General features: G+C 44.2%; 18 protein-coding genes and 2 pseudogenes. 13 read left to right on the top strand and 7 right to left on the bottom strand.

The window, feature by feature from the left end:
• Positions 1-12: 12 nt before the first annotated feature.
• Positions 13-870, bottom strand: a complete 858-nt coding sequence (locus AB4375_RS11595; protein WP_017069718.1) for a LysR substrate-binding domain-containing protein — start codon at positions 868-870, stop codon at positions 13-15.
• Between the two features lie 106 nt (positions 871-976).
• Between AB4375_RS11595 and AB4375_RS11600 the strand changes: the two genes are divergently transcribed.
• The 4 genes from AB4375_RS11600 to AB4375_RS11615 all read left to right on the top strand — a co-directional run bounded on the left by AB4375_RS11600 (position 977) and on the right by AB4375_RS11615 (position 5479).
• Positions 977-1300, top strand: a complete 324-nt coding sequence (locus tag AB4375_RS11600; RefSeq protein ID WP_017069719.1) for a putative quinol monooxygenase — start codon at positions 977-979, stop codon at positions 1298-1300.
• A 3-nt stretch (positions 1301-1303) separates the two neighbouring features.
• The gene (locus AB4375_RS11605) at positions 1304-2278 is read left to right on the top strand and encodes a Gfo/Idh/MocA family protein (RefSeq protein ID WP_372051633.1); all 975 of its coding nucleotides are present in this window, start codon (positions 1304-1306) and stop codon (positions 2276-2278) included.
• A 199-nt stretch (positions 2279-2477) separates the two neighbouring features.
• Positions 2478-2816: a hypothetical protein gene (locus tag AB4375_RS11610; RefSeq protein WP_017060926.1), complete on the top strand. Its 339-nt coding sequence runs from the start codon at positions 2478-2480 to the stop codon at positions 2814-2816.
• Positions 2817-3247: 431 nt separating this feature from the next.
• The gene (locus tag AB4375_RS11615; protein ID WP_017064008.1) at positions 3248-5479 is read left to right on the top strand and encodes a hypothetical protein; all 2232 of its coding nucleotides are present in this window, start codon (positions 3248-3250) and stop codon (positions 5477-5479) included.
• A gap of 43 nt (positions 5480-5522) precedes the next feature.
• On the opposite strand, the gene AB4375_RS11620 is transcribed toward AB4375_RS11615, so the two are convergent.
• Together AB4375_RS11620 and AB4375_RS11625 are read right to left on the bottom strand one after the other, a co-directional pair.
• Positions 5523-5984: a hypothetical protein gene (locus AB4375_RS11620; protein ID WP_017069722.1), complete on the bottom strand. Its 462-nt coding sequence runs from the start codon at positions 5982-5984 to the stop codon at positions 5523-5525.
• A gap of 180 nt (positions 5985-6164) precedes the next feature.
• Positions 6165-6923, bottom strand: coding sequence for a DeoR/GlpR family DNA-binding transcription regulator (locus AB4375_RS11625; RefSeq protein ID WP_017072299.1), 759 nt, complete (start codon positions 6921-6923; stop codon positions 6165-6167).
• 280 nt (positions 6924-7203) lie between these two features.
• Between AB4375_RS11625 and ltnD the strand changes: the two genes are divergently transcribed.
• The 8 genes and pseudogenes from ltnD (at position 7204) to AB4375_RS11665 (ending at position 15412) form a co-directional block, all read left to right on the top strand.
• Entirely contained in the window at positions 7204-8118 is a 915-nt protein-coding gene (gene ltnD / locus AB4375_RS11630) for an L-threonate dehydrogenase (protein ID WP_372051634.1), read from the top strand.
• 2 nt (positions 8119-8120) lie between these two features.
• The gene (gene otnK / locus AB4375_RS11635) at positions 8121-9377 is read left to right on the top strand and encodes a 3-oxo-tetronate kinase (protein ID WP_016767372.1); all 1257 of its coding nucleotides are present in this window, start codon (positions 8121-8123) and stop codon (positions 9375-9377) included.
• A gap of 11 nt (positions 9378-9388) precedes the next feature.
• Positions 9389-10036: an aldolase gene (locus tag AB4375_RS11640; RefSeq protein WP_170967991.1), complete on the top strand. Its 648-nt coding sequence runs from the start codon at positions 9389-9391 to the stop codon at positions 10034-10036.
• Entirely contained in the window at positions 10036-10812 is a 777-nt protein-coding gene (otnI, locus tag AB4375_RS11645; RefSeq protein WP_372051636.1) for a 2-oxo-tetronate isomerase, read from the top strand. Before AB4375_RS11640 ends, otnI begins: the two co-directional genes overlap by 1 nt.
• A gap of 178 nt (positions 10813-10990) precedes the next feature.
• The gene (locus tag AB4375_RS11650; protein ID WP_372051637.1) at positions 10991-11665 is read left to right on the top strand and encodes a hypothetical protein; all 675 of its coding nucleotides are present in this window, start codon (positions 10991-10993) and stop codon (positions 11663-11665) included.
• Between the two features lie 113 nt (positions 11666-11778).
• Positions 11779-12671 (top strand): annotated as a pseudogene (locus AB4375_RS11655) (glycerate kinase).
• Between the two features lie 199 nt (positions 12672-12870).
• Positions 12871-14322: a catalase gene (locus AB4375_RS11660; RefSeq protein WP_372051638.1), complete on the top strand. Its 1452-nt coding sequence runs from the start codon at positions 12871-12873 to the stop codon at positions 14320-14322.
• Positions 14323-14539: 217 nt separating this feature from the next.
• The gene (locus AB4375_RS11665) at positions 14540-15412 is read left to right on the top strand and encodes a patatin family protein (protein WP_372051639.1); all 873 of its coding nucleotides are present in this window, start codon (positions 14540-14542) and stop codon (positions 15410-15412) included.
• A gap of 120 nt (positions 15413-15532) precedes the next feature.
• On the opposite strand, the gene AB4375_RS11670 is transcribed toward AB4375_RS11665, so the two are convergent.
• Both AB4375_RS11670 and AB4375_RS11675 read right to left on the bottom strand, forming a co-directional pair.
• Positions 15533-16525: a 2-hydroxyacid dehydrogenase gene (locus AB4375_RS11670; RefSeq protein WP_372051641.1), complete on the bottom strand. Its 993-nt coding sequence runs from the start codon at positions 16523-16525 to the stop codon at positions 15533-15535.
• A gap of 222 nt (positions 16526-16747) precedes the next feature.
• Positions 16748-16819: pseudogene (locus tag AB4375_RS11675) on the bottom strand (cytoplasmic protein); the annotation flags it as partial.
• A 200-nt stretch (positions 16820-17019) separates the two neighbouring features.
• Between AB4375_RS11675 and AB4375_RS11680 the strand changes: the two are divergent.
• Entirely contained in the window at positions 17020-17964 is a 945-nt protein-coding gene (locus tag AB4375_RS11680; protein ID WP_017069729.1) for an acyltransferase, read from the top strand.
• A gap of 105 nt (positions 17965-18069) precedes the next feature.
• Here AB4375_RS11680 and AB4375_RS11685 read toward each other — a convergent pair whose 3' ends face one another.
• Both AB4375_RS11685 and AB4375_RS11690 read right to left on the bottom strand, forming a co-directional pair.
• Positions 18070-18798 carry a tRNA (adenine(22)-N(1))-methyltransferase TrmK gene (locus AB4375_RS11685; RefSeq protein ID WP_017069730.1) on the bottom strand — a complete coding sequence of 243 codons (729 nt, stop codon included), beginning with the start codon at positions 18796-18798 and terminating at the stop codon, positions 18070-18072.
• A gap of 151 nt (positions 18799-18949) precedes the next feature.
• Complete coding sequence (locus AB4375_RS11690) at positions 18950-20692, bottom strand: diguanylate cyclase domain-containing protein (protein ID WP_372051642.1); 1743 nt, start codon at positions 20690-20692, stop codon at positions 18950-18952.
• Positions 20693-20812 lie beyond the last annotated feature (120 nt).

The following is a 20812-nucleotide window of genomic DNA, read 5'->3' on the forward strand; positions in this document are numbered from 1 at the left end:
GAAAGCGCTTAGTTACTCAGCAAACGCAGCTAACAAGAACTCGACAAAGGTTCTGTTCTTCAACGACAGTTGCTTGGTTTTGTAGAGCAAGTGAATCGGCTTTGGTAACGGCGCCATGCCGGGTAGGATTTCCAACAGCGCTCCACGATCAATCTCTTCTGCGACTAAGATAGTCGGTTGCAACAACACGCCCACACCCTGCAGGGCGGCATACCGCAACACATCACCATTATTCGACATCAAGCGCACACGTTCTTTATTCGGTGTGGCGTGAGGAGCTTGGCTGCTGTAACTGAATCCAAGCGATGGGTGCTGCGCCAAGTCTTCCAATACTCTGATTTCAGCATGTTGGTTTAGGTAAGCGGGCGCCGCGCAGTAACACATCTCATAATCCCCTAAATACCTTGCGACCAAGCTTGAATCGGATAGGTCACCAATTCGCACAATCAGGTCAATGTCAGATGAATAAGGATCAACAAGGTCATTATTCAACATCAGCTCAACGTTAATGGTTGGGTGATGCGCGAGAAACTTAGCTACGATAGGGGCGAGTACCTTGTTTCCATAGGTGACAGGGCAGTTTATTTTTACCGTGCCTTGTGGTTGATTTTCCAAGGTTTGAATCAGGTTCTCTGCATTGCTGATGTCTTCGAGAATTCGCTTACACTCACGATAGTAAAGTTGTCCTGAATCGGTTAACGATTGCTTACGCGTGGTGCGGTGGATCAGCTGAGACTTCAAACTGGCTTCTAAGGAATGGACATGTTTGCTTATCATAGTCGCCGACAGGTTGAAGTGGTTTGCGGCGCTGCGAAAGCTACCTTGTTCCACCACATAGACGAAGACTTTCATGCTGGTTAACTTATCCATTGAACACTTTTGGTTGATAAACAATAAACAAAACGTGAGTTTATCAATTCTTAGGGGTTAATTATATTAATGGCAAACCGATAATTAACTAAAATAAGAGCGTGCAATGCCTCAAACGAATGAAACTATCTTTGTTACTGCCGAACTTAAGATCAAAACCAACATAGAACGAGCAGCTGCGCTCGAAGCTATCGAACAGTTTTGTTTAGACATGCAAAGCGAACCGGGCTGCCTCCAAGCAATTGCAACCTATGATCAAAGCCAAAGCGATCGTGTGATCTTGCTTGAGCAATACGCAAACCGTGAAGCGATCAATCAGCACTTTGGTATGCCTCATACCCAAGCGTTTATTGAGCGTGATATAACGGAATTAGTGCAAGCATTTGAAACACAACGTGGACCTATCAAAACACAAGAGCAGGAGAGCTAAGACATGAAATGGGGAATTCTAGGAACCAGTTTTATCTCAGGTGTAATGGCGGATGCAATTAAAGGCGATGCTCAAAGCGAGCTGTATGCCGTTGCTGGTCGCACTGAAAAAACACTTAACGAGTTTGCTGCCCAATACCAACCAACACAAACCTTCAACAGCTATGAAGCCTTGATTGAAGATGAGTCGGTCGACATTATCTATATTGCTCTGCCAAACCATGTTCATCATGAGTATGTGATTAAAGCGGCTCAAAAAGGCAAAGCGATCTTGTGTGAAAAATCGTTATCGGTTGATATGGAAAAAACCGAGCAAGCTTTACTAGCCGTGAAAGAAGCGGGCGTATTCTTTGCTGAAGGTTTGATGTATTTAAACCATCCACTTATCACCAAGCTTCATCAAGAACTGGCAACTGGTGAGATTGGCGAAGTGCGTTCAATTCAAGGTTCCTACGTTGCGGCGATTGATCAGTTCGTGAATCCTGCGAGCAAAGGCGCGCTATACAACCTTGGCTGTTACCCAATGTCGCTGATTCACTCTGTTGCGCAGCAGCAATTTGGTGAGAGCGTGTTCGATGACGTGCAGATCTCAGCAATCGGTCGACGAGGCGAAGATGGCAATATCTGTGAATCGTCGGCGATGATGCATTTCAACGACCGTTTTACCGCACAAATCCACACTGCTGAAGACCACGGTTTAAAGCATGGTTTTACGATCCTAGGCAGCAAAGGCTGTATCACGCTAGATACTAATCCATGGCTACCGACGGCAGAAAACACGTTTACGGTAGAGATCTATGAAACGTCGACACGTGAAGTGAAAGTCGAAGCGCAAGGTGATGGTTTCCATTATCAAGTGCGCAATATCCGCCAAGCGGTTGAGCAAGGTGATACACAACTTGCTGCGCCAATGGCAACCCACCAAGACTCTCGCGTAATCATGAAGTTATTAACTGATTGGGAACAAGCGGCGAGCTAATGTTTTAGTAAATTCTATACTCGTCTCATGTTTGATCGCCTCGTAAGCTATCAAACATGAGGCGTTTCCTCTATATCTTCCAGTCGACTCTCCCCAATAAATACTTTGCATTTGAAACCGCCACAGTGTCCAATATCAGGTAGTACGAAACTGACCGAAAAACCTTATTTTTTAAGGTGTTAAATAGGACCTTTGCCGCATGCGTAAATCAGATAAGAAAATCGAGAATCAAATCAGAGACGTGTTAACTGACGTTTGTGAAGACACGCTGAAAGGCTTCGATGGTTTTTTATGGGTGACTCACTCGGTCAACTTCTCATCTTTTCCGCAAAGTTTGAAAATTGTCTGTGTATTCGATACCAATCAGGATAGAACGAACTTCTTAAGTGGCGAAGGTCAACAGAGTGTCTCAGGGGCTATTCAACAAGCGTTCAATCAAGTTGGAATTCAACTGAAGAATATCGATAAGCATGTTAGCTACGATACGCAAGAAAATTGCGATCGCGACCATCAAGGGAAGTGGAACAAGAGGCTTTAAGGAGCGTTGTCATCGTTCTTGTTTAGACAGCCTATCCAAATTGAGTTTCAATAGTGTGGCGCCCAAACTGAGATTCGATACAGCAAATCCAAGTCCTATTCTGAGTTCTAGGCTCTGATAACTTCTCATCTTCCAAACCGTATTATTCTCATTTTGAGAAAATCTGAGCTGATTTCTCGTTAGCCGGAGATACTTGGTTTCCAAATAAAATTAAAATCACAAAAACTTATATTTTCCTTAATGCATTGATTTTGAATCGGCATTTGCTCGTTTTACTTGCCACCGATGAAACAAGACAGACGAGCACTTGAACAATAGAGCCATGTAGTCGATACTTTTTTCGTATTTTGATTCCTAAATTGACACGTAAGTTGGCTGACTTTTCGTTTTGTGATTTAAGGCATGACAGTATCGATTAGGAAATTTGAATCATGAAAACCTACATTTCTGGGCTGCTCGCACTCATACCGTCATGTTTAATCGCTGGTTACGCTTTTGCTGTTGGTACAGCGGTTGTGCTGCCAGGGCAACATGAAGTTGGTGTTGATCTTTTGGGCTCCCCACTATCTACGAATGCCGTCATTGATTGGGAAATTTCCAACAGTGATATTGTGTTCGGAGCTTATGCCGACAAAGCCGACAATGAGCGGGCCACGACAATTGGTTATATGTACAACCAAGTCATGGCGATGAACTCGGGTTGGTTGGAGAACGATCTCCGTAACCAAGCTGAGTTAGAAGGCCTCAATTTCGAAGACTATTTCCTGCACTTTTCTGAAGATACTGTCATTGCCGAAGTTGATAAAACTCATGGCGAAAAGACCCTTTTAAACCGAAAACCTATGATCTTGGGTTATACAGCCAGTGAAGACCATGCTGGTTTTTGGTTGTATCAAGAGCCTCCGTGGGATGCCGATGTGTTTGAGAATTTCGAACAGGGTGGGGCTTTGTATGTCTATCATGCTGAACAGTTCGAACGGCTGACCTTTAAGTTCTCACAGTTTGCTGGCAGCGGTGAATTTTGGATTGAATACCCAACTGCTATTGATTCTCAGGGTAGGGTTTCACAATGGGAAAGGCTTGATGTAAAGAAAGACAAAACGCTCAATATGACCAAAAACCAATCGGTGATCTGGAACCTTCCGGATAACTGGTTAAGAGCCACAACTCATGATGGGAGCGGTGCGAGTTATGGCGGCGGCCAGTATTTTGGTTCAACCTTTTTGAGAGATGGTGGGCGCTTATACGTTGTGAGAGTTCGTTGGCAAAGTGAGAATGCCGACGACAGGCCGCGTTTAAAAGAAGTAAAACTCAAAAACAGTTTTCCAACCGTCAAGTTAACCGATGCTCCGACTTCAACCCCGGACGGCAATGCTATCAGCCAATGGCGAAAAATCCGTGGTTTTGATGTGTCTGCAGATCTAGATGGTGATAACTACTTGTCGCCAAGCGAGTATCGAAATCGAACCAATAAGAACGCGACAGCACGTTTTCGTTGGGAATCAAGAGTGGTGCCATTTGGTCGAATGTGGAGCGCTAACTCATCTTGGTCGCTAACGAACGTCGCAAACGCGGATTATCTATCTGCTATTCATCGCTACTACAAGCAAAGCTGGGCAAGACAAGGTTTGAATGGTGCGTACAACGACGACACAAATAAACTCATTGGCTCGAACCAGTTCTATGTTCACTCTGGCGGGCATGTTCAAGAATTAGGAGCTGTTGCGGGTTCGAATCAAGCGGATGATCTCTACAAGCAACAATTTTCAGCGTTTCTCAAAAATCTTTCTGCTTTAGAAAGTGATGCGTCGATTGGGTTGAATATCGGAACCGCGAACTTACTGGGTCGAAATGGACAGTCTCATCTTAGCGAGGCGGGCTCTCTGTATTTACGCGAGCACTACATTTTTCCGTCTACTGGGTTTAGTGGTTACTCGGGGATCTCAAAATTCTGGGATAATTCTGCGCTCGCCTACAATGGGCAAAGTGTTATTTTTCAGGCGACAACGCGTTATGGGCGAGTTCAGTATCTTGGAAATAGTGAAGATAATTGGAAGCAAGACCAATACTCGACCCTAGCGATCTACCACCTCAATCGACACGCTCAACATAGCTACTTTAATCAGTGGAACAATGGTTACGTCTATGGAAGTGGCAATACGACGGCTGACACTTTCTGGCAAAGTGGTGTCCCTAAAAACATCGCCTACCAACCCAGTTCGTTATTGGCCGTTGACTTGGGAGAGCCGAGTCATCAAATCCCACATGGCTTTGCGCCGATTCCTTTGATGCTTTCGACAACGACACCTCAGCCTGCTGACTACACCATCGTTGGCGATTCCTCGATGAACGAAATGGTGCATGCTGATCTGCCCAATGGTATCACTCACGTTCTACCGACGTTCACGTACTTTATGTATCAATCTGAAAATCAGGTGGTTGCTGGTGGCCCTGAGGACATGGTGTTAGCGAGAGAGTTCAGCAATGGTCGTGTGTTGTATCGCACGGATTTCCACGGTAAGAATCCGAGCTTTTATGACGCGGCAAAACTCACCATCGCGCTGGATGTTCCAATGAAACCTGTTGATGCCAACGGTAACGTTGGTGACTATGTGAGTGAAATCGAAATTGGCGGTTATGAAGGGCTGTTCTTACTTTATTAGAACCAATGTGAGTGAGTACTCTCGAACCAGAGCAGACTTGAGCTTAGGTTCGGGATATGAGTTTATTCTTTTTACACTGCTTAAATTCTTTGGCGATCCACGATTGCTCGTTTAAACCATTGTCGATTAGAGCAAAAAGGTAGCCATCGACTTTGCCTGAAGCCGCAGGATATTCTTGAAAAGCGTGCTTAGGGTAGCCGGGGTAATCCATCTCGTATTGAGCGTCTAACTGCTTACCGAGTTGACGCCATTTTACGAATAACTCAGAAGAAGATGTCTCAACCTTATATTGGCCCAAAATGCGTTGGTGATGGGTTAACGCCACTTTAGCGCAGTGGTTGGTCTGTACGACTTTTTGTATCAATTCAACTTGTTCTTCACTCATGGTTTTCGCCAGTACATTCTCTTGTTCGATGCGCGCCATTCGTTCACCAAACGTTTCAGCATGGGTGGAAAACACAAAAGTAAGCGGTAAAGCCAATACCAAAAGACGCTTGTAGAACATAACCTAACTCTTTGAATGGATTCATGACTATTATGCCGTTGAGTGCCAATATTATTAACGAATAAACACGCTTAATTGTAAGAATTATTTTTATCGAGTGGATAAATAGATGATTTTGGAGTTGTGGTATTCAGGCTCTGAATGTTTGGTTGGTGAGCCTGAAATTTGATGAGGGATCCGTTACGAATTAATGACCTTGATGCCTTTGTCTTGAAGCTCATCAATCACACTACTCGAAAGATCAATGTCGGTGATCACGCCATCAAGCGCACTTAAATCTAAGGCGTGGAAAGTAGCGATACGTCCGTATTTGGTTGAGTCTGAAATCAGATAGTTTGAATGAGCTGCTTGAACAATGGCTTGTTTGACTAATACCTTATTTTCACAAGGTGTCGAGAGCCCTTTTAGATTCCAAGATGAAGAAGAGATAAACGCAATATCAATATTCATCCCTGCCAAGAACTCAGCTACTTTTCCCCCAATACTCGATTGATTTTCACGGTCAATCTTGCCACCAGTATGGTAAATCTCAGATTGTGTGCTGTTCATTAGGTATGCGGCAATCGCGAAGTCATTGGTGATGATAAGCAGATCATCTCGCCCTGCAAGTTGGTGAGCGATCTCCAAAGAGGTTGTTCCAGCGTCTAAGTAGATAGTCGAATACTCAGGAACCAATTGAGCAGCTAGTTGACCTATTTGAGCTTTTTCGCTTGCTTGCTGTTCTACCTTGATGTCGTGTGACAATTCGCTGTGAAGTGCTTTAGTCAGCTGAACGCCACCCGAAACTGAAATCACTTTCCCTGATGTCTCTAGCTTTACGATATCTCGACGAATAGTCATATGAGACACCTCTAAGTGCTCTACAAGCTCAGAAATACTGATCACTTCTTGGTGTGATAATAGTGACAAAATGGTTCTCTGACGTTCCGCTGGAATCATGATTCTTCTTCTATGTTCTTATTTTTCATCATCCTATCAATCTTTCTCTGTTTTGTGAATATCTGTGAATATCTGTTGTTAAATAGTAATTAGAACTGTGATAGTCGCCGAAATTACCATTATCAAATGCCTCGAAAGGGTTAAATTACTCATGAGTGTTAACTTTTGTTAAAAGTGTGACTTATCACTAAGTCGCATTCGATTGCTTCACATATAATCACAAACATAAACAAGAATTAACAAATTTAGAGTTTAACAATTACGTGAAAGGCATCTTGCTATGAATGAAGTTCAATCTGTTGGTGTTATCGGTTTAGGTTCTATGGGCATGGGCGCAGCGAAGTCATGCGTGCGTGCAGGCCTTGATGTATATGGTTTCGATTTGAATCCGCAAGCGCTTGAAAACTTGGGTGAATATGGCGCAAAAGCGGTCTCTACAAGCGCGGTTGAGTTTGCCGACAAACTTGATTCAGTTTTGGTATTGGTTGTGAATGCAGCTCAAGTTAACACGGTACTGTTTAAGACTGGTCTTGCGGCGGCACTGAGACCTAACACGCCAGTTATGGTCTCGGCAACGATCTCAGCAGAAGACGCGAAACAAATCGAAGCTCAGCTTGCTGAACATGATCTTGTGATGCTGGATGCGCCAGTGTCCGGCGGTGCAGTAAAAGCAGAAGCGGGTGAAATGACGATTATGGCTTCAGGTGCGGTGACCACATTTGAAGCACTGGCTCCGGTACTTGATGCAACTGCAGCTAAAGTCTACAACATCGGCGAGACCATTGGCCTTGGTGCGACCGTTAAGATTATCCACCAGTTACTAGCAGGTGTTCATATTGCTGCGGGCGCTGAAGCGATGGCACTAGCCGCACGCGCAAACATCCCTCTAGATCTTATGTACGACGTAGTGACCAATGCTGCGGGCAACTCTTGGATGTTCGAGAACCGTATGAAGCACGTAGTGGATGGCGACTACTCTCCAAAATCTATGGTCGATATCTTTGTGAAGGATTTGAACTTGGTATCAGATACCGCTCAAAACCTGAAATTCCCACTTCCGCTATCCAGTGCAGCACTGAATATGTTTGTGAGCGCAAGCAATGCTGGCTTTGGACAAGAAGATGACAGCGCCGTTATTAAGGTATTCCAAGGTATTGATCTACCGGGTGTGAATACACCAAAAGTGGAGAAGTAATCATGTTATTAGGCGTTATTGCAGACGACTTTACTGGTGCGACAGATATCGCGGGTTTCCTTGTTGAAAACGGTATGCGCACTATCCAATTAAATGGCATTCCTACTGGTGATTTTGAGGTTGCAGCGGATGCGGTCGTGATCAGCCTTAAATCACGTTCTTGCCCCGTTGATGAAGCTATTACCGACTCCGTTGCCGGGCTTAAATGGCTACAAGCACAAGGTTGCCAACAGTTTTACTTCAAATATTGCTCCACTTTCGACAGTACGGCTGAGGGCAATATTGGGCCTGTCACTGATGCGCTTTTAGCGGAACTTGGGGAATCATTTACGATGGTTTGCCCTGCATTGCCAGTAAATGGTCGTACGGTTTACAACGGTCACTTGTTTGTTTTTGGTGAGTTGCTCTGTGATTCAGGTATGCGTTATCACCCTGTTACACCAATGACGGATTCAAGTGTGGTTCGAATGATGGACGCACAGTCAGCAGGTGTTTCCGGTTTAGTTAACTTTCAAACGATTGAACAGGGCTCTGATGCTGTTACCGCTCGTCTTAACGAACTCAAAGCTCAAGGTAGTCGCTACGCCGTGGTAGACGCATTTAATGCAGAGCACTTGGTGACGTTAGGTCAAGCGGCTAAATCTCTGAAACTAATCACAGGTGGCTCAGGCCTAGCTGCTGGTATTGCTAAAAATTGGACGAAACATCTTGCTGACCAAAGTGATGCAAAACATGCAGGTAGCCCAGTCAAAGCACCAACGGTTGTATTCTCTGGTTCTTGTTCAGTGATGACTAACCAACAAGTTGCGCTATACAAACAGCTTGCTCCTCACTTTGCTATCGATGTGAAGGCTTGCTTAACCAATGATCAATACGCCAATGAAGTATTCGATTGGGTGATGACTCATATTCAAAGTGAATTTGCACCGTTGGTATACGCGACGGCTGAAGCAACGGCACTAAAAGCTATTCAAGAAGAGTATGGCGCGCATGCCTCTAGTTATGCGGTTGAACAGTTCTTTAGCCAGCTAGCGATTAAGTTGCAGCAGAACGGAGTGAAGAACTTCATTGTCGCTGGTGGTGAAACCTCTGGTGTAGTGACCCAAAGCTTGGCTGTGAAAGGTTTTCATATTGGCCCTCAAATCGCACCAGGTGTGCCTTGGGTGAGGTCGGTTGAAGGTGATCTTTCATTGGCACTTAAATCTGGCAACTTTGGTGATGAAAACTTCTTCGCTAAAGCTCAATCATTTTTTTCATAAGCGAGATTCAAATGAGTAAAGTTTTGATGAACGAGCAGCAGTTAAGAGAGCAAATGGTCACGCTCGCTCGTTCAATGTTTGAACGAGGTTACGCCACTGGTGGTGCAGGTAACCTGTCTATCAAATTACCTAATGGGTATTTTCTAGCAACACCAACAGGCTCTTCATTTGGTCGCCTTGTCGCTGAGGAATTGTCGGTTGTTGATATCGATGGCAACCACATCTCAGGTAAGAAGCCTTCTAAAGAAGCGGCATTCCACTTAGCGATTTATAGAAATAATGCAGAATGCAATGCGATTGTTCATTTGCATTCTACTTACCTTACCGCGTTGTCTTGCCTTGAAGGGTTGGATCGTAATAACGCGATTAAGGCTTTCACACCGTATTTCGTGATGCGAATTGGTGAGTTACCAGTGATTCCTTACCTACGTCCGGGTGACCCACAAATCGCTGAAGAGTTGGCAAAACGAGCAGGTGATTATCGAGCATTTTTGTTAGCAAACCACGGCCCAGTAGTAACAGGCACTGACTTTGTTGATGCCGTTGATAACGCTGAAGAGCTAGAAGAGACCGCCAAATTAGCATTCTTATTGAAAGGGAATGATATCCGTTACCTAACGGACGAAGAAGTGATGGATTTAAAAGGGAGAGGCAAATAATGGCTAAGTTCGCAGCAAACTTAACGATGTTATTCACAGAAGTACCATTTCTAGAGCGTTTTGAAAAAGCACACCAAGCCGGTTTCAAAGCTGTTGAATACCTATTCCCTTATGCATTTGAGGCCGAAGAGCTTGCAGCAAAAATGCAGAGATTTGGTTTTGAACAGGTGCTGTTCAACCTGCCTCCAGGTGATTGGGACGCAGGCGAACGTGGCTTTGCAGCGATTCCTGGCCGTGAAGATGAGTTTAAAGCCAGTGTTGATACCGCACTTATGTACGCCAAAGCGCTGAACTGCAAGAAAGTTCACGCGATGTCGGGTCTGCATGATGCGAAGTTCACGAGACAGCAACACGTTGAAACCTTTATCTCAAATATTCGTTTTGCCGCAGATAAGTTTGCTGAGCATAACATCGAATTGATGATTGAACCGCTAAATAGCCGTGATGTTCCGAACTATTTTGTGGCGCATCAACGTGAAGCTGTCGAACTGATTAAGTTGGTCGATAGACCAAATGTGAAACTTCAACTCGACCTTTATCACGCGCAAATCATGGATGGTGATTTAAGTACTTTGATTCGTGAAGTTGCTGCTTATACCGGTCATATCCAAATTGCTTCTGTACCAGAGAGGCATGAACCATCGGAAGGCGAACTGAACTACCCACATTTATTTAGTGTTTTGGATGATTCAGGTTACCAAGGTTGGATTGGCTGTGAATATAACCCAAGAAGCACGACAGAAGAGGGGCTTAGCTGGGTAAAAAGTTATTTATAGCGCGGTGTGAATGGCGTTTATATGTAACGAATCATAAAAGTAAAAACTGATTTAGATAACACGGCTTACAGGTAAGCCAACACATAACGATAAAGTGCAATGGGTGACCCGGTATCACCCATATGCACCACCCTACAAATTTTCTAAAAATGAAGAAAGAGACAAAAGGAATATAAAAATGGATGGAGCACTGATAGGCATCGTAATTGGCATTTTAGCCATGATGGGCATGATCATTAAAACAAGAATCCCAGTGGCGCTTGCGATGATTATTGCAAGTATCATCATGGGTCTTTTTGCGGGTATGGTGCCAACAGAGTTGATTGATGCAATTAAAGCTGGTTTTGGTGGCGCAATGGGTGCAGTACTTAAAGCATCAGGTGCTGGCCCTCAAGTAGCCGAAGCTATCGCGAGCAGCGGTATTCCACCTCTACTTGTACCACTAGCAATTGCTTCAATGCTTCGTCTAATCCAAGGTTCAGCAACGGCATCAATGATGGTTGCAGCAACGATGACGCTGCCATTGGTTGAAACGTTAGGTCTAGACCCAGTATTCGTAGCACTTGCATGTGCGGTAGGTCCGGTTGGCTTCTCTCATTTGAACGATTCATACTTCCACATCATTAACCGTACGTTAGGTATTACTGAACTTGCTGACCAAATTAAGATCTGGTCTGTGTCTTCAACTATCGCATGGGCGATTGGTGCAAGCATCATCATGATTCTAAACTTAGTGTTTGGTAAAGGCGGTACGTTGATCGACCCACTGATTCCAATTGCGGTTCTAGGTGCTGTATTCGTGTGGCTAAAAAGCAAAGAGAAATCACAAGTAAAGACAGCCGTTACTAACTAATACTACTTACCTTCATATACTGCCCCTATTAAGTGATTAGCTTGCTGATCTTCAATAGGGGCATTTTTGGATCGGGCACTCATCAAAATTACTAATCTTTTGGATCTCTCAGTATGAAAATTGTTATTGCACCAGACTCGTTTAAAGAATCTCTATCGGCTGTATCTGTGGCGGCGTGTATTGAAAAGGGCTTTCGTTAAATCTTCCCAGACGCTGAATACGTAACATTGCCTTTGGCTGATGGTGGTGAAGGGACTGTGGATGTATTGCTCCAAGGGCTTGTTGGTGAAAAGCGACATAGGCAAGTCGAAGGGCCGTTAGGGCAACAAGTTAATGCTGAATGGGCGATGCTTGAGTCATCCAATAGCAACCCGAACAAAACGGCACTGGTTGAAATTGCTGCTGCATCGGGTTTGGACTTGTTGAAACCAGAGCAGCGTGATCCATTGATTGCTTCTTCATTCGGAACGGGGCAATTGATTTTGGAGGCGCAAGCCCAGAACAAGTTGTGATGCTTGATAAGGCGCTTGAGAATTTTGCTCAAGTAGTTGAATCGCAAGGTTGTGTTCGTGGGGATGATCCCGTTCACAAGCGTACTGGTTATGGCGCGGCTGGTGGTGCTCCAATGGGGCTTGGTTTGTTGTTTAACATGCAGATTAAACCGGGTATTGAGATGGTGCTTGATGTTTTGCAAGCCGATGAAGTATTGAAAGGCGCAGATCTTGTGATTACCGGTGAAGGGCAAATGGACAATCAAACTCTGCAAGGAAAGACGCCTTATGGCATTGCCAAACGTGCGAGCTTACAAGGCATTCCGACCATAGGGATTGCAGGTTCTTTAGGTACAGAAGTCGAAGCCTTATATGGTGAAATGAACAGCTTGTTTGGTACAGTGCGCTCTCCTCAGTCACTCGAGCAAGTACTGCGAGAAGCTGAATTGAACCTAACCAGAACGGCGAGGAACATTGCCTCAACTCTGAGGTTAGGCCATGCCATTTTTAAATAAACCGAAGTTATACATAGGCTTATTCGCAGTGAGGTTCAATAGGTTTCATAGATAACAACGATAAATATAAACGATTATATTTCCTGCCAACTCAGGTCTATTCTTTATCCATATTATTTTAGTGGTTTTTAAAGTATTGAATCCACTTAAATCTAAGATGTGGCAACGATGCGATATCTTTAACCTTAAGGAATAGACCATGAGTAAAAAACTGACCACAGCTGCGGGTTGTCCTGTCGCTCATAACCAGAATGTTCAAACGGCGGGCAAACGTGGTCCACAACTTCTTCAAGACGTTTGGTTTTTGGAGAAATTGGCCCATTTTGATCGTGAAGTGATTCCAGAGCGTCGTATGCACGCGAAAGGCTCAGGTGCTTACGGCACATTTACCGTTACACACGACATCACAAAATACACCAAGGCAAAATTGTTCTCTGAAATAGGTAAAAAAACCGACTTGTTTGCACGTTTCACAACAGTTGCGGGTGAGCGCGGTGCTGCCGATGCTGAACGTGATATTCGTGGCTTTGCATTGAAGTTTTATACTGAAGAAGGCAACTGGGATATGGTGGGCAACAACACGCCAGTATTCTTCCTTCGTGATCCTCTTAAGTTCCCTGACTTAAACCACGCGGTGAAACGTGACCCACGCACCAACATGCGTAGCGCGAAAAACAACTGGGATTTGTGGACTTCTTTGCCGGAAGCTCTGCACCAAATTACTATCGTAATGAGTGACCGTGGTATCCCTGCGACTTACCGTCACATGCACGGCTTTGGTAGCCACACGTTCAGCTTCATCAACGCTGATAACGAACGTTTCTGGGTGAAATTCCACTTCAAATCTCAGCAAGGTATTAAGAACCTTTCTGATGCAGAAGCGGCACAAGTGATCGGTGATGATCGCGAAAGCCACCAACGTGATTTGCTAGGCAGCATCGATAACCAAGATTTCCCGAAATGGACGTTGAAAGTACAAGTGATGCCAGAAGCGGATGCAGCGAAGGTTCCATACAACCCGTTCGATTTGACTAAGATCTGGCCTCATGCAGATTACCCGTTGATCGAAGTGGGTGAGCTAGAGCTTAACCGTAACCCTGAGAACTTCTTCGCTGAAGTTGAGCAGTCTGCATTCAACCCAGCGAACGTGGTTCCGGGTATCAGTTTCTCTCCAGACAGAATGCTGCAAGGTCGTCTGTTTGCTTACGGTGATGCACAACGTTACCGTTTGGGTGTAAACCATCAGCACATTCCAGTGAATGCGCCTCGTTGCCCAGTACACAGCTACCACCGTGATGGCGCGATGCGTGTCGATGGTAACTTCGATGGCACATTAGGTTATGAGCCAAACAACGAAGGTCAATGGGCTGAGCAACCAGATTTCGCTGAACCAGCACTGAACCTAGATGGCGCAGCAGCACACTGGGATCACCGCGAAGATGAAGATTACTTCTCGCAACCGGGTGACTTGTTCCGCCTAATGACACCAGAGAAGCAAGCGATTCTTTTTGATAACACTGCTCGCAACCTAGGCGGCGTGCCAAAAGAGATTCAATTGCGTCACCTAAGACACTGTTACAAAGCTGACCCTGCATACGGTGAAGGCATTGGTAAACTGCTTGAAATCGATGTGAGCGAATTTAAGTCGTAATCAATCATCTTGATTCGTTAATTGAAAGGCCGTTGAGTGAACTACTCGATGGCCTTTTTTGATCTCGCTGAATATCAAGCAACCCTAAATCATTGAAAAATCTAATAATCCACATTGATAGTTTTTACCTATCGAATTGATAAATCTATCCCATTATCTTTGTAAGAGTGATGGGATTATTCTACGACTATCAGTTTATAAAGTAGAAGAGTTTGAGATGAATAAGAGCGCATTAATCGTTGAAGGTGGAGCAATGAGAGGTATTTTTGCTGCTGGAGTTTTAGACGCCTTCATGCAAGACGATTTCCGTCCTTATGATTTTGCCATCGGCGTATCTGCAGGTGTGTCGAATCTGGTTGGCTACTTATCTCATGCACCAAAACGCAGTTATGATGTGATCACCACGATGGCGACGGATAAGACCTTCTTCAACCCTGCTCGCTTTGCCAAGGGCGGTAACTTAGTGGACGTTAAGTGGTTATGGAACGAATCCAATCAACGTTATCCGCTGGACTGTGGCGAGCTATTTTCAAGTATCCCACTCATTGCTGCTGTCACAAATGTCGATACGGGCAGTGCAGACTACTACCATATTAAGCCAGAAAACCTTTCTAATGTTGTTGAAGCAACAACGGCTTTACCTATCGCTTACCGTGAAACTCCGTGTTTCTCTGGTGGCTGTTATACCGATGGCGGTGTAGCCGATTCGATTCCGGTTCGTGAAGCATATCGCCGTGGCGCACGCGATATTACCGTGATTCTGTCTCACCCATTGAGCTACCGAATGAAGCCTCAAAAGCACCAATGGATGCTGAAGAAACTATTAAAGAAATTCCCGAATATTGCTGAGTCGATGGCGGTACGTGCTGAAAACTACAACCAGTCTCTGGAGTTCATTCGTAACCCACCCAAAGATGCGACTATTAAAGTGATAGCGCTACCTGAAGCCTTCGCGGTTAAGCGTTTAACTATGGATCAAAGTACTCTTAATACAGGTTACGAGATGGGCGTCAAAGCCGGTGAAGAGCACCTTGCTATTAGAAAAGGCGTTTATGGTTTAGACACTGAAGATTGTCATTTCTGCGTCTAGGAACGTTTTTAGGATACTGGATAAACGACAAAGCCACGCTGTTCACTTCAGAATAGCGTGGCTTTGTATTTGTAGACCTAGTTTGTTTTTAACTCAGTCTGCTATTAACTCAATTAGCGATTAAACGAGTTCGTTACCGCTGGTGTTGCCAGCAAAGAAGGCATCAACACTGGTGAGCGTTGTATTGGCGATGTTGAACAGAGCATCTTTGGTCAAGAAAGCTTGGTGACCTGTGAACAGCACGTTGTGACAAGCAGATAGACGGCGGAACACATCATCGACAATCACGTCATTTGATTTGTCTTGGAAGAACAGCTCTTTCTCGTTGTCATACACATCAAGACCAAGTGCGCCAATCTTACTCTGTTTAAGCGCTTCGATAGCAGCTGTGGAATCCAGTAGTTCACCACGGCTGGTGTTGACAATCATCACGCCGTCTTTCATCTTCTCAAACGCAGTCGCATCTAATAGGTGGTAGTTCTCTTTACTCATTGGGCAGTGTAGAGAAATCACATCAGACTCTTGGTAAAGTTCGTCGAGTTCAACGTATTTAGCGCCTAACTCAACAGCTAACGGGTTTGGATATGGGTCATAGCAGAGGATGTTCATGCCTAAACCTTTCAGAATGCGCATCGTCGCCAGGCCAATCTTACCCGAACCAATCACACCGACTGTTTTACCGTGAAAGTTAAAGCCTACCAAACCCTCAAGAGAGAAGTTCGCATCACGAGTACGTTGGTATGCCTTGTGTAGTTTTCGGTTCAAACACATCATCATGCCAACCGTGTGCTCTGCTACAGATTCTGGAGAGTAAGCCGGAACGCGAACCACTTGTAGACCAAACTCTTTGGCTGCGTCTAGGTCGACTTTATCAAAGCCCGCACAGCGCATCGCGATCAGCTTTGTGCCGCCTTGAGCAAGAATCTCTAACACGCCTCGCGATAGGTCATCGTTTACAAACGCACAAACCACTTCGTTGTCGTGCGCCATTTTTGCTGTTGCTGTAGTGAGTCGAAAATCGTGAAAATGAAACTCGGCGTTGAGTTTGCCTTTTGCAAGTTCAAATGATTTTTCGTCGTATGATTTTGAGCTAAAAAAAGCAATGTTGAGCATGGCTTCCTCTCTTACCTAAAATATAAATAACCCACTGATTCATTATCTGAAACGGGATTAAAACTAATAACTCTGTTCAGTGTGCTAGAGTTTTTTTTCTTGTCTATCACCATTAGTCATTGTAATTATTATGGTTATTTGGTCTTTCGTCTTCACTTCTTGAACATTAAAAATCACAGTACGAGGCAGCTTGCTTATAAGTTCATCAATATTGAATGGATCTTACTTTCGGGTGTTGAACATCTTCTTGGTCTCTTTCCCTGACCAAAAGTTAATGTTGAATTGTGTCAAATCGACTTATTTAAACTTGAGTCTAAATGACTCATTTGTTTTTTTAAATCCTGATTTTGTTGATTCAGAACGATGAATTGCTCTTTCGACACAGACAAAATGAGTACAGTGGTTTGACCCCTAGTGTATTCAACCAATTACTAAAGAGAATATTTTGCAGATGAGTATAATGGCGGCCTTCGATCTCAATATAGCCGTGTTTTATGCTTGATAATCTTCGTATGGCCTTGAACGTATTGTTCGTGACCATCAATACCGCAGTAGCAGCGTTAACCTTGAGTCTGTTTGCTTTCATTAAACTTATTGTTCCCATCTCTGTGGTGCAAACGTCATGTACTCATTTAGCTAACTTCACATTTTGGTGCTGGGCTTCGCTTAATCTTTGGATGCTGAATATCAACAACGATATTGATTGGCAGGTCGAAGGTGGGGAAGACATTTCGACCAAGCAGTGGTACTTAATGATATCGAATCACCTGAGCTGGGCAGATATTGTAGTCCTCTCTTCGATCATGAAAGACAAGATGCCGATGGCTAAGTTCTTCGTTAAGCATGAGCTGCTGTACGTCCCTTTTGTTGGTTTAGCTTGCTGGGTATTGGATATGCCCTTCATGAGACGCCACTCGCGTGATTTTTTGCTGCGTAACCCAGAGCGTCGTAATGATGACTTTAATGCCATCCACAAAGCATGTAATAAGTTCAAGCTGGTACCGACAACCTTGGTCAATTTTGTTGAAGGCACTCGCGCTAACCACAGCAAACTGGCGACAGCAAACACGCCATATCGACACCTATTGAAGCCGAAAACGGGCGGTGTCGCATTTGCTTTATCTGCCATGGGCCCGATCTTAGATGGCATCGTTGATGTAACTCTGGCTTACCCAGAGAACCAGACCTCTCCGTTTGAAGATATGCTGAAAGGAAAAATGACGAAAATCGTGGTGCGTATTAAATTACACCTGATGGATGAGAACGTGAACGGTAATTACTTTGAAGATAAGGCTTTTAAACGTCGCTTCCACAATTGGTTGAACAGCACGTGGAAAGAGAAAGACGTCTACCTTGATACGGTTTATGGGGTTGATAAGCCTTCTGAGGTAGAGACAGTTGACGAGCCTGATGTGGCTTATAAGAAACAAGAACAGTAAGCTAAAACTGAATCGATAGCATTAATAAAGCCGATAGCTCATTGAACTATCGGCTTTTTTATTAATTTGACTTTCTTAATATTCAAACCATTAAGTTAGTACTTACTATGGCTTAACCGCCTGGTAAGCATCAATAATATGCTTTACTTGGCTAGGTTTGCCTTGCTTCTCTTGTCCTTGATGGATACGTAAGTAGTGCTGCAATGTTTTGGCTTTGTATTGCTGTGATACCTTCACTTGTTCATCACAACTTGGTGTCCAGATCTTGTCACCGACGTTTGATATCTCGCTAACGGTTTGGCTCTTTTCTGAATCACCGCGACTATTACTCACCAATAAAATCTCGTAGTAACGACGGTTCTCTTCAATCAACACTTCATCAATAAGACCAAAATGGATCGCCTTTAAATGGCTTCTCAACTCGAATTGCTGATGCACCGGACAAAGCAAGAAATCGATCGCTTTGTCTGGGTGTTGACGATGAATATCATCGACGAGCTTTTGAGTAAGATCGCCACCGACGCCCGCAATAATCACCAGGTGTTTGCCAGTATGTTTCTCAAGCGGGATAGCGGCGACATCCATACAGTAGACTTGCCATTGGCTAGTCACTTTCTGTTCTGCTATTGCACCTTGCGGAAAGTAACGCGTAAGTTTGCTTTCCAAATCGCTCATAAGAGACGGGACAATATCGACAAAGTGAAGCTGAGGTGCTTTGTTATCCGACAACAGTTGAACACCCAAGAAGCCGTGATCACAACAACAGTCCCAAATATGTTGGTAGTCATTGCTGACAAGGGAATGGAGAGTTTGCAGTCGGTTACTTAGCTTCATAAGGCTCGTGTCGTTAGAAAAGGGGTATTGTCGTGTTGAACGCGCATTGTAATGACTTTCCATAAAAACAAAAGCACCTAGGGTATGAATCCTAGGTGCTTTGTTTTCATCGGTATCCAAGTAAAGGATAAAGTGAGCTTGTTAGGACAACCTATGAAGCCTTTGCAACAGCCCTGATGTGGCCTTCAACTCGATTTTTTCCAAGCTGTTGAGCAATCAACTTTGCTTGCTCCGCCAGTGCTAGAGCTGTATCTGGCTCTCCCTCTATTTGTGAAAAACCGACACTCACGCCTAAAGAGAGGCTGATGTCTGGCGTCACAATAGTTTTCTCTGCTACGCCAATTCGGCACTGGTCTAGTTGGAGCTTGGCGTCGTTGCCGTCGTTTGCTTTAAATAATACTGCGAACTCTTTGCCTCCAATACGAGCAAGGCATAGTCCTTTAGGCCTCGGAAAGTACGAGCGTAGTGCTTCTGCTGTCAACTTGATCATCTTGTCACCCACCGCTTCACCGTAGGCTCGGTTTACGTGGTCGAAGTTATCGATATCAAGCAGAGCGACATAGGTATCGGGCTCGCTCACGTAGTTTTCGATGGCGATGCTGAAACTGCTCTTATTGTCTAACTGCGTCATCAGATCTTTGCTGCTCAATTGATGTTGAAGCAGTAAGTTAGACAAAGAGACTTCAGTGTAATCACGGATCATTCGTAGAATACTCTGGCTGATCGGTAAGTTTACGTTTACGTACAACACTGCGATCAACTGCTGACGAGAGTGCAAAGGAATACAGTAATGACGTTGGTGTATTTTGAGTTTACACGCCAGTGGATCGGCGTACTTACCACTTCGGTAAGCCATAGTGTCCGGTGTAAATCGCTCTGCAAGGGCTTTGTCACAATGTACCGTGGATTTGTTTCCGTGATAGTCGATGGTACTGAATGCGTGGTTCTCAAGCTGATAGAGACAGAATTGAATGCCTTTTTGGTAGGTGAAACTATCCAGTATGGATTTTAACTCTCGCTTAAAGCTTACAAGGTCATCGACTTTATTCAGTTGCGACAAGGACACGTTCAAACGATAAGCCAGATAGTTGGCACCAATCCACAATAGCAGGAGTGAGCCCAGTACTAAGCCCGTCAACGTAAATTGATGTGAGCTGGTTAAGATGTCATGGCGGTCAGTGCCCGCAATGAACACCCAATTTAAGCTGTTGTCTGCGTCAAATACCGATATTTTGAAGTTATCTTGATAGTAATATTCGTGCTTACCAACGGTTTCACCTTGTGAGAGTTGGTGGCTGATCCCTGCATGGAAGCTGATGGATTTAGAACCGATACGCTGTGGATCCGGGTGGAATACCAGTCGCTCTGTTGCTCTGTCTACAACAAATACATAGCCATTATTAAGCGTTTTTAAATCTCTTAAACCTTGCGTGGTATGCATTAAATCAAACTCAATCCATATTTCTTCGTTGAGCTTTTCTGCAGTGTGTTTAACGGCGAAAACCCATCGTCCATCGGCTTTTTGGTAAACGGAAGAGATGTAAAAATCTTCTACAACACCGTCTATTGAATGCCATTGTATTGTGGCGATTTGTTCATTGGAAAGAGGAAGGCCACGAGTGGAGACATAATGTTGGGAGTTAGGTTGGTATCGAACGATATCGGAGAAATTTGGTGTTCTTCTTAGAATATTATCACTCAATTCTCTGAATTTTTTATCACCGATTGGAGCCGTTTTAGGCAAGCCTAGACTGGTTTCTAAAAAATAGAGTTTGCCGAATGTGGCTTCGATGTTGGAACGAATGGTAGAGCTTGCGATACGAATGTTTGATGATGATTGTTCTGTTGCTGCTGTTTCTACTTTTTCAAGCTGAGTCATAGCAAGATAGAGCATACCTCCAGTTAATAAAATAATGTATGGTTTAAAAAGCCGAATTAATGTTTTAGGTAAAGCCATGATATCCAAAGACGTTATAGATTCATTTTTATAGTACGGCAATACTAAACAGTTTCA

Origin of the sequence: Vibrio sp. 10N.261.51.C6 (assembly GCF_041471785.1) — a bacterium.
Classification (GTDB): Bacteria; Pseudomonadota; Gammaproteobacteria; order Enterobacterales; family Vibrionaceae; genus Vibrio; species Vibrio crassostreae_C.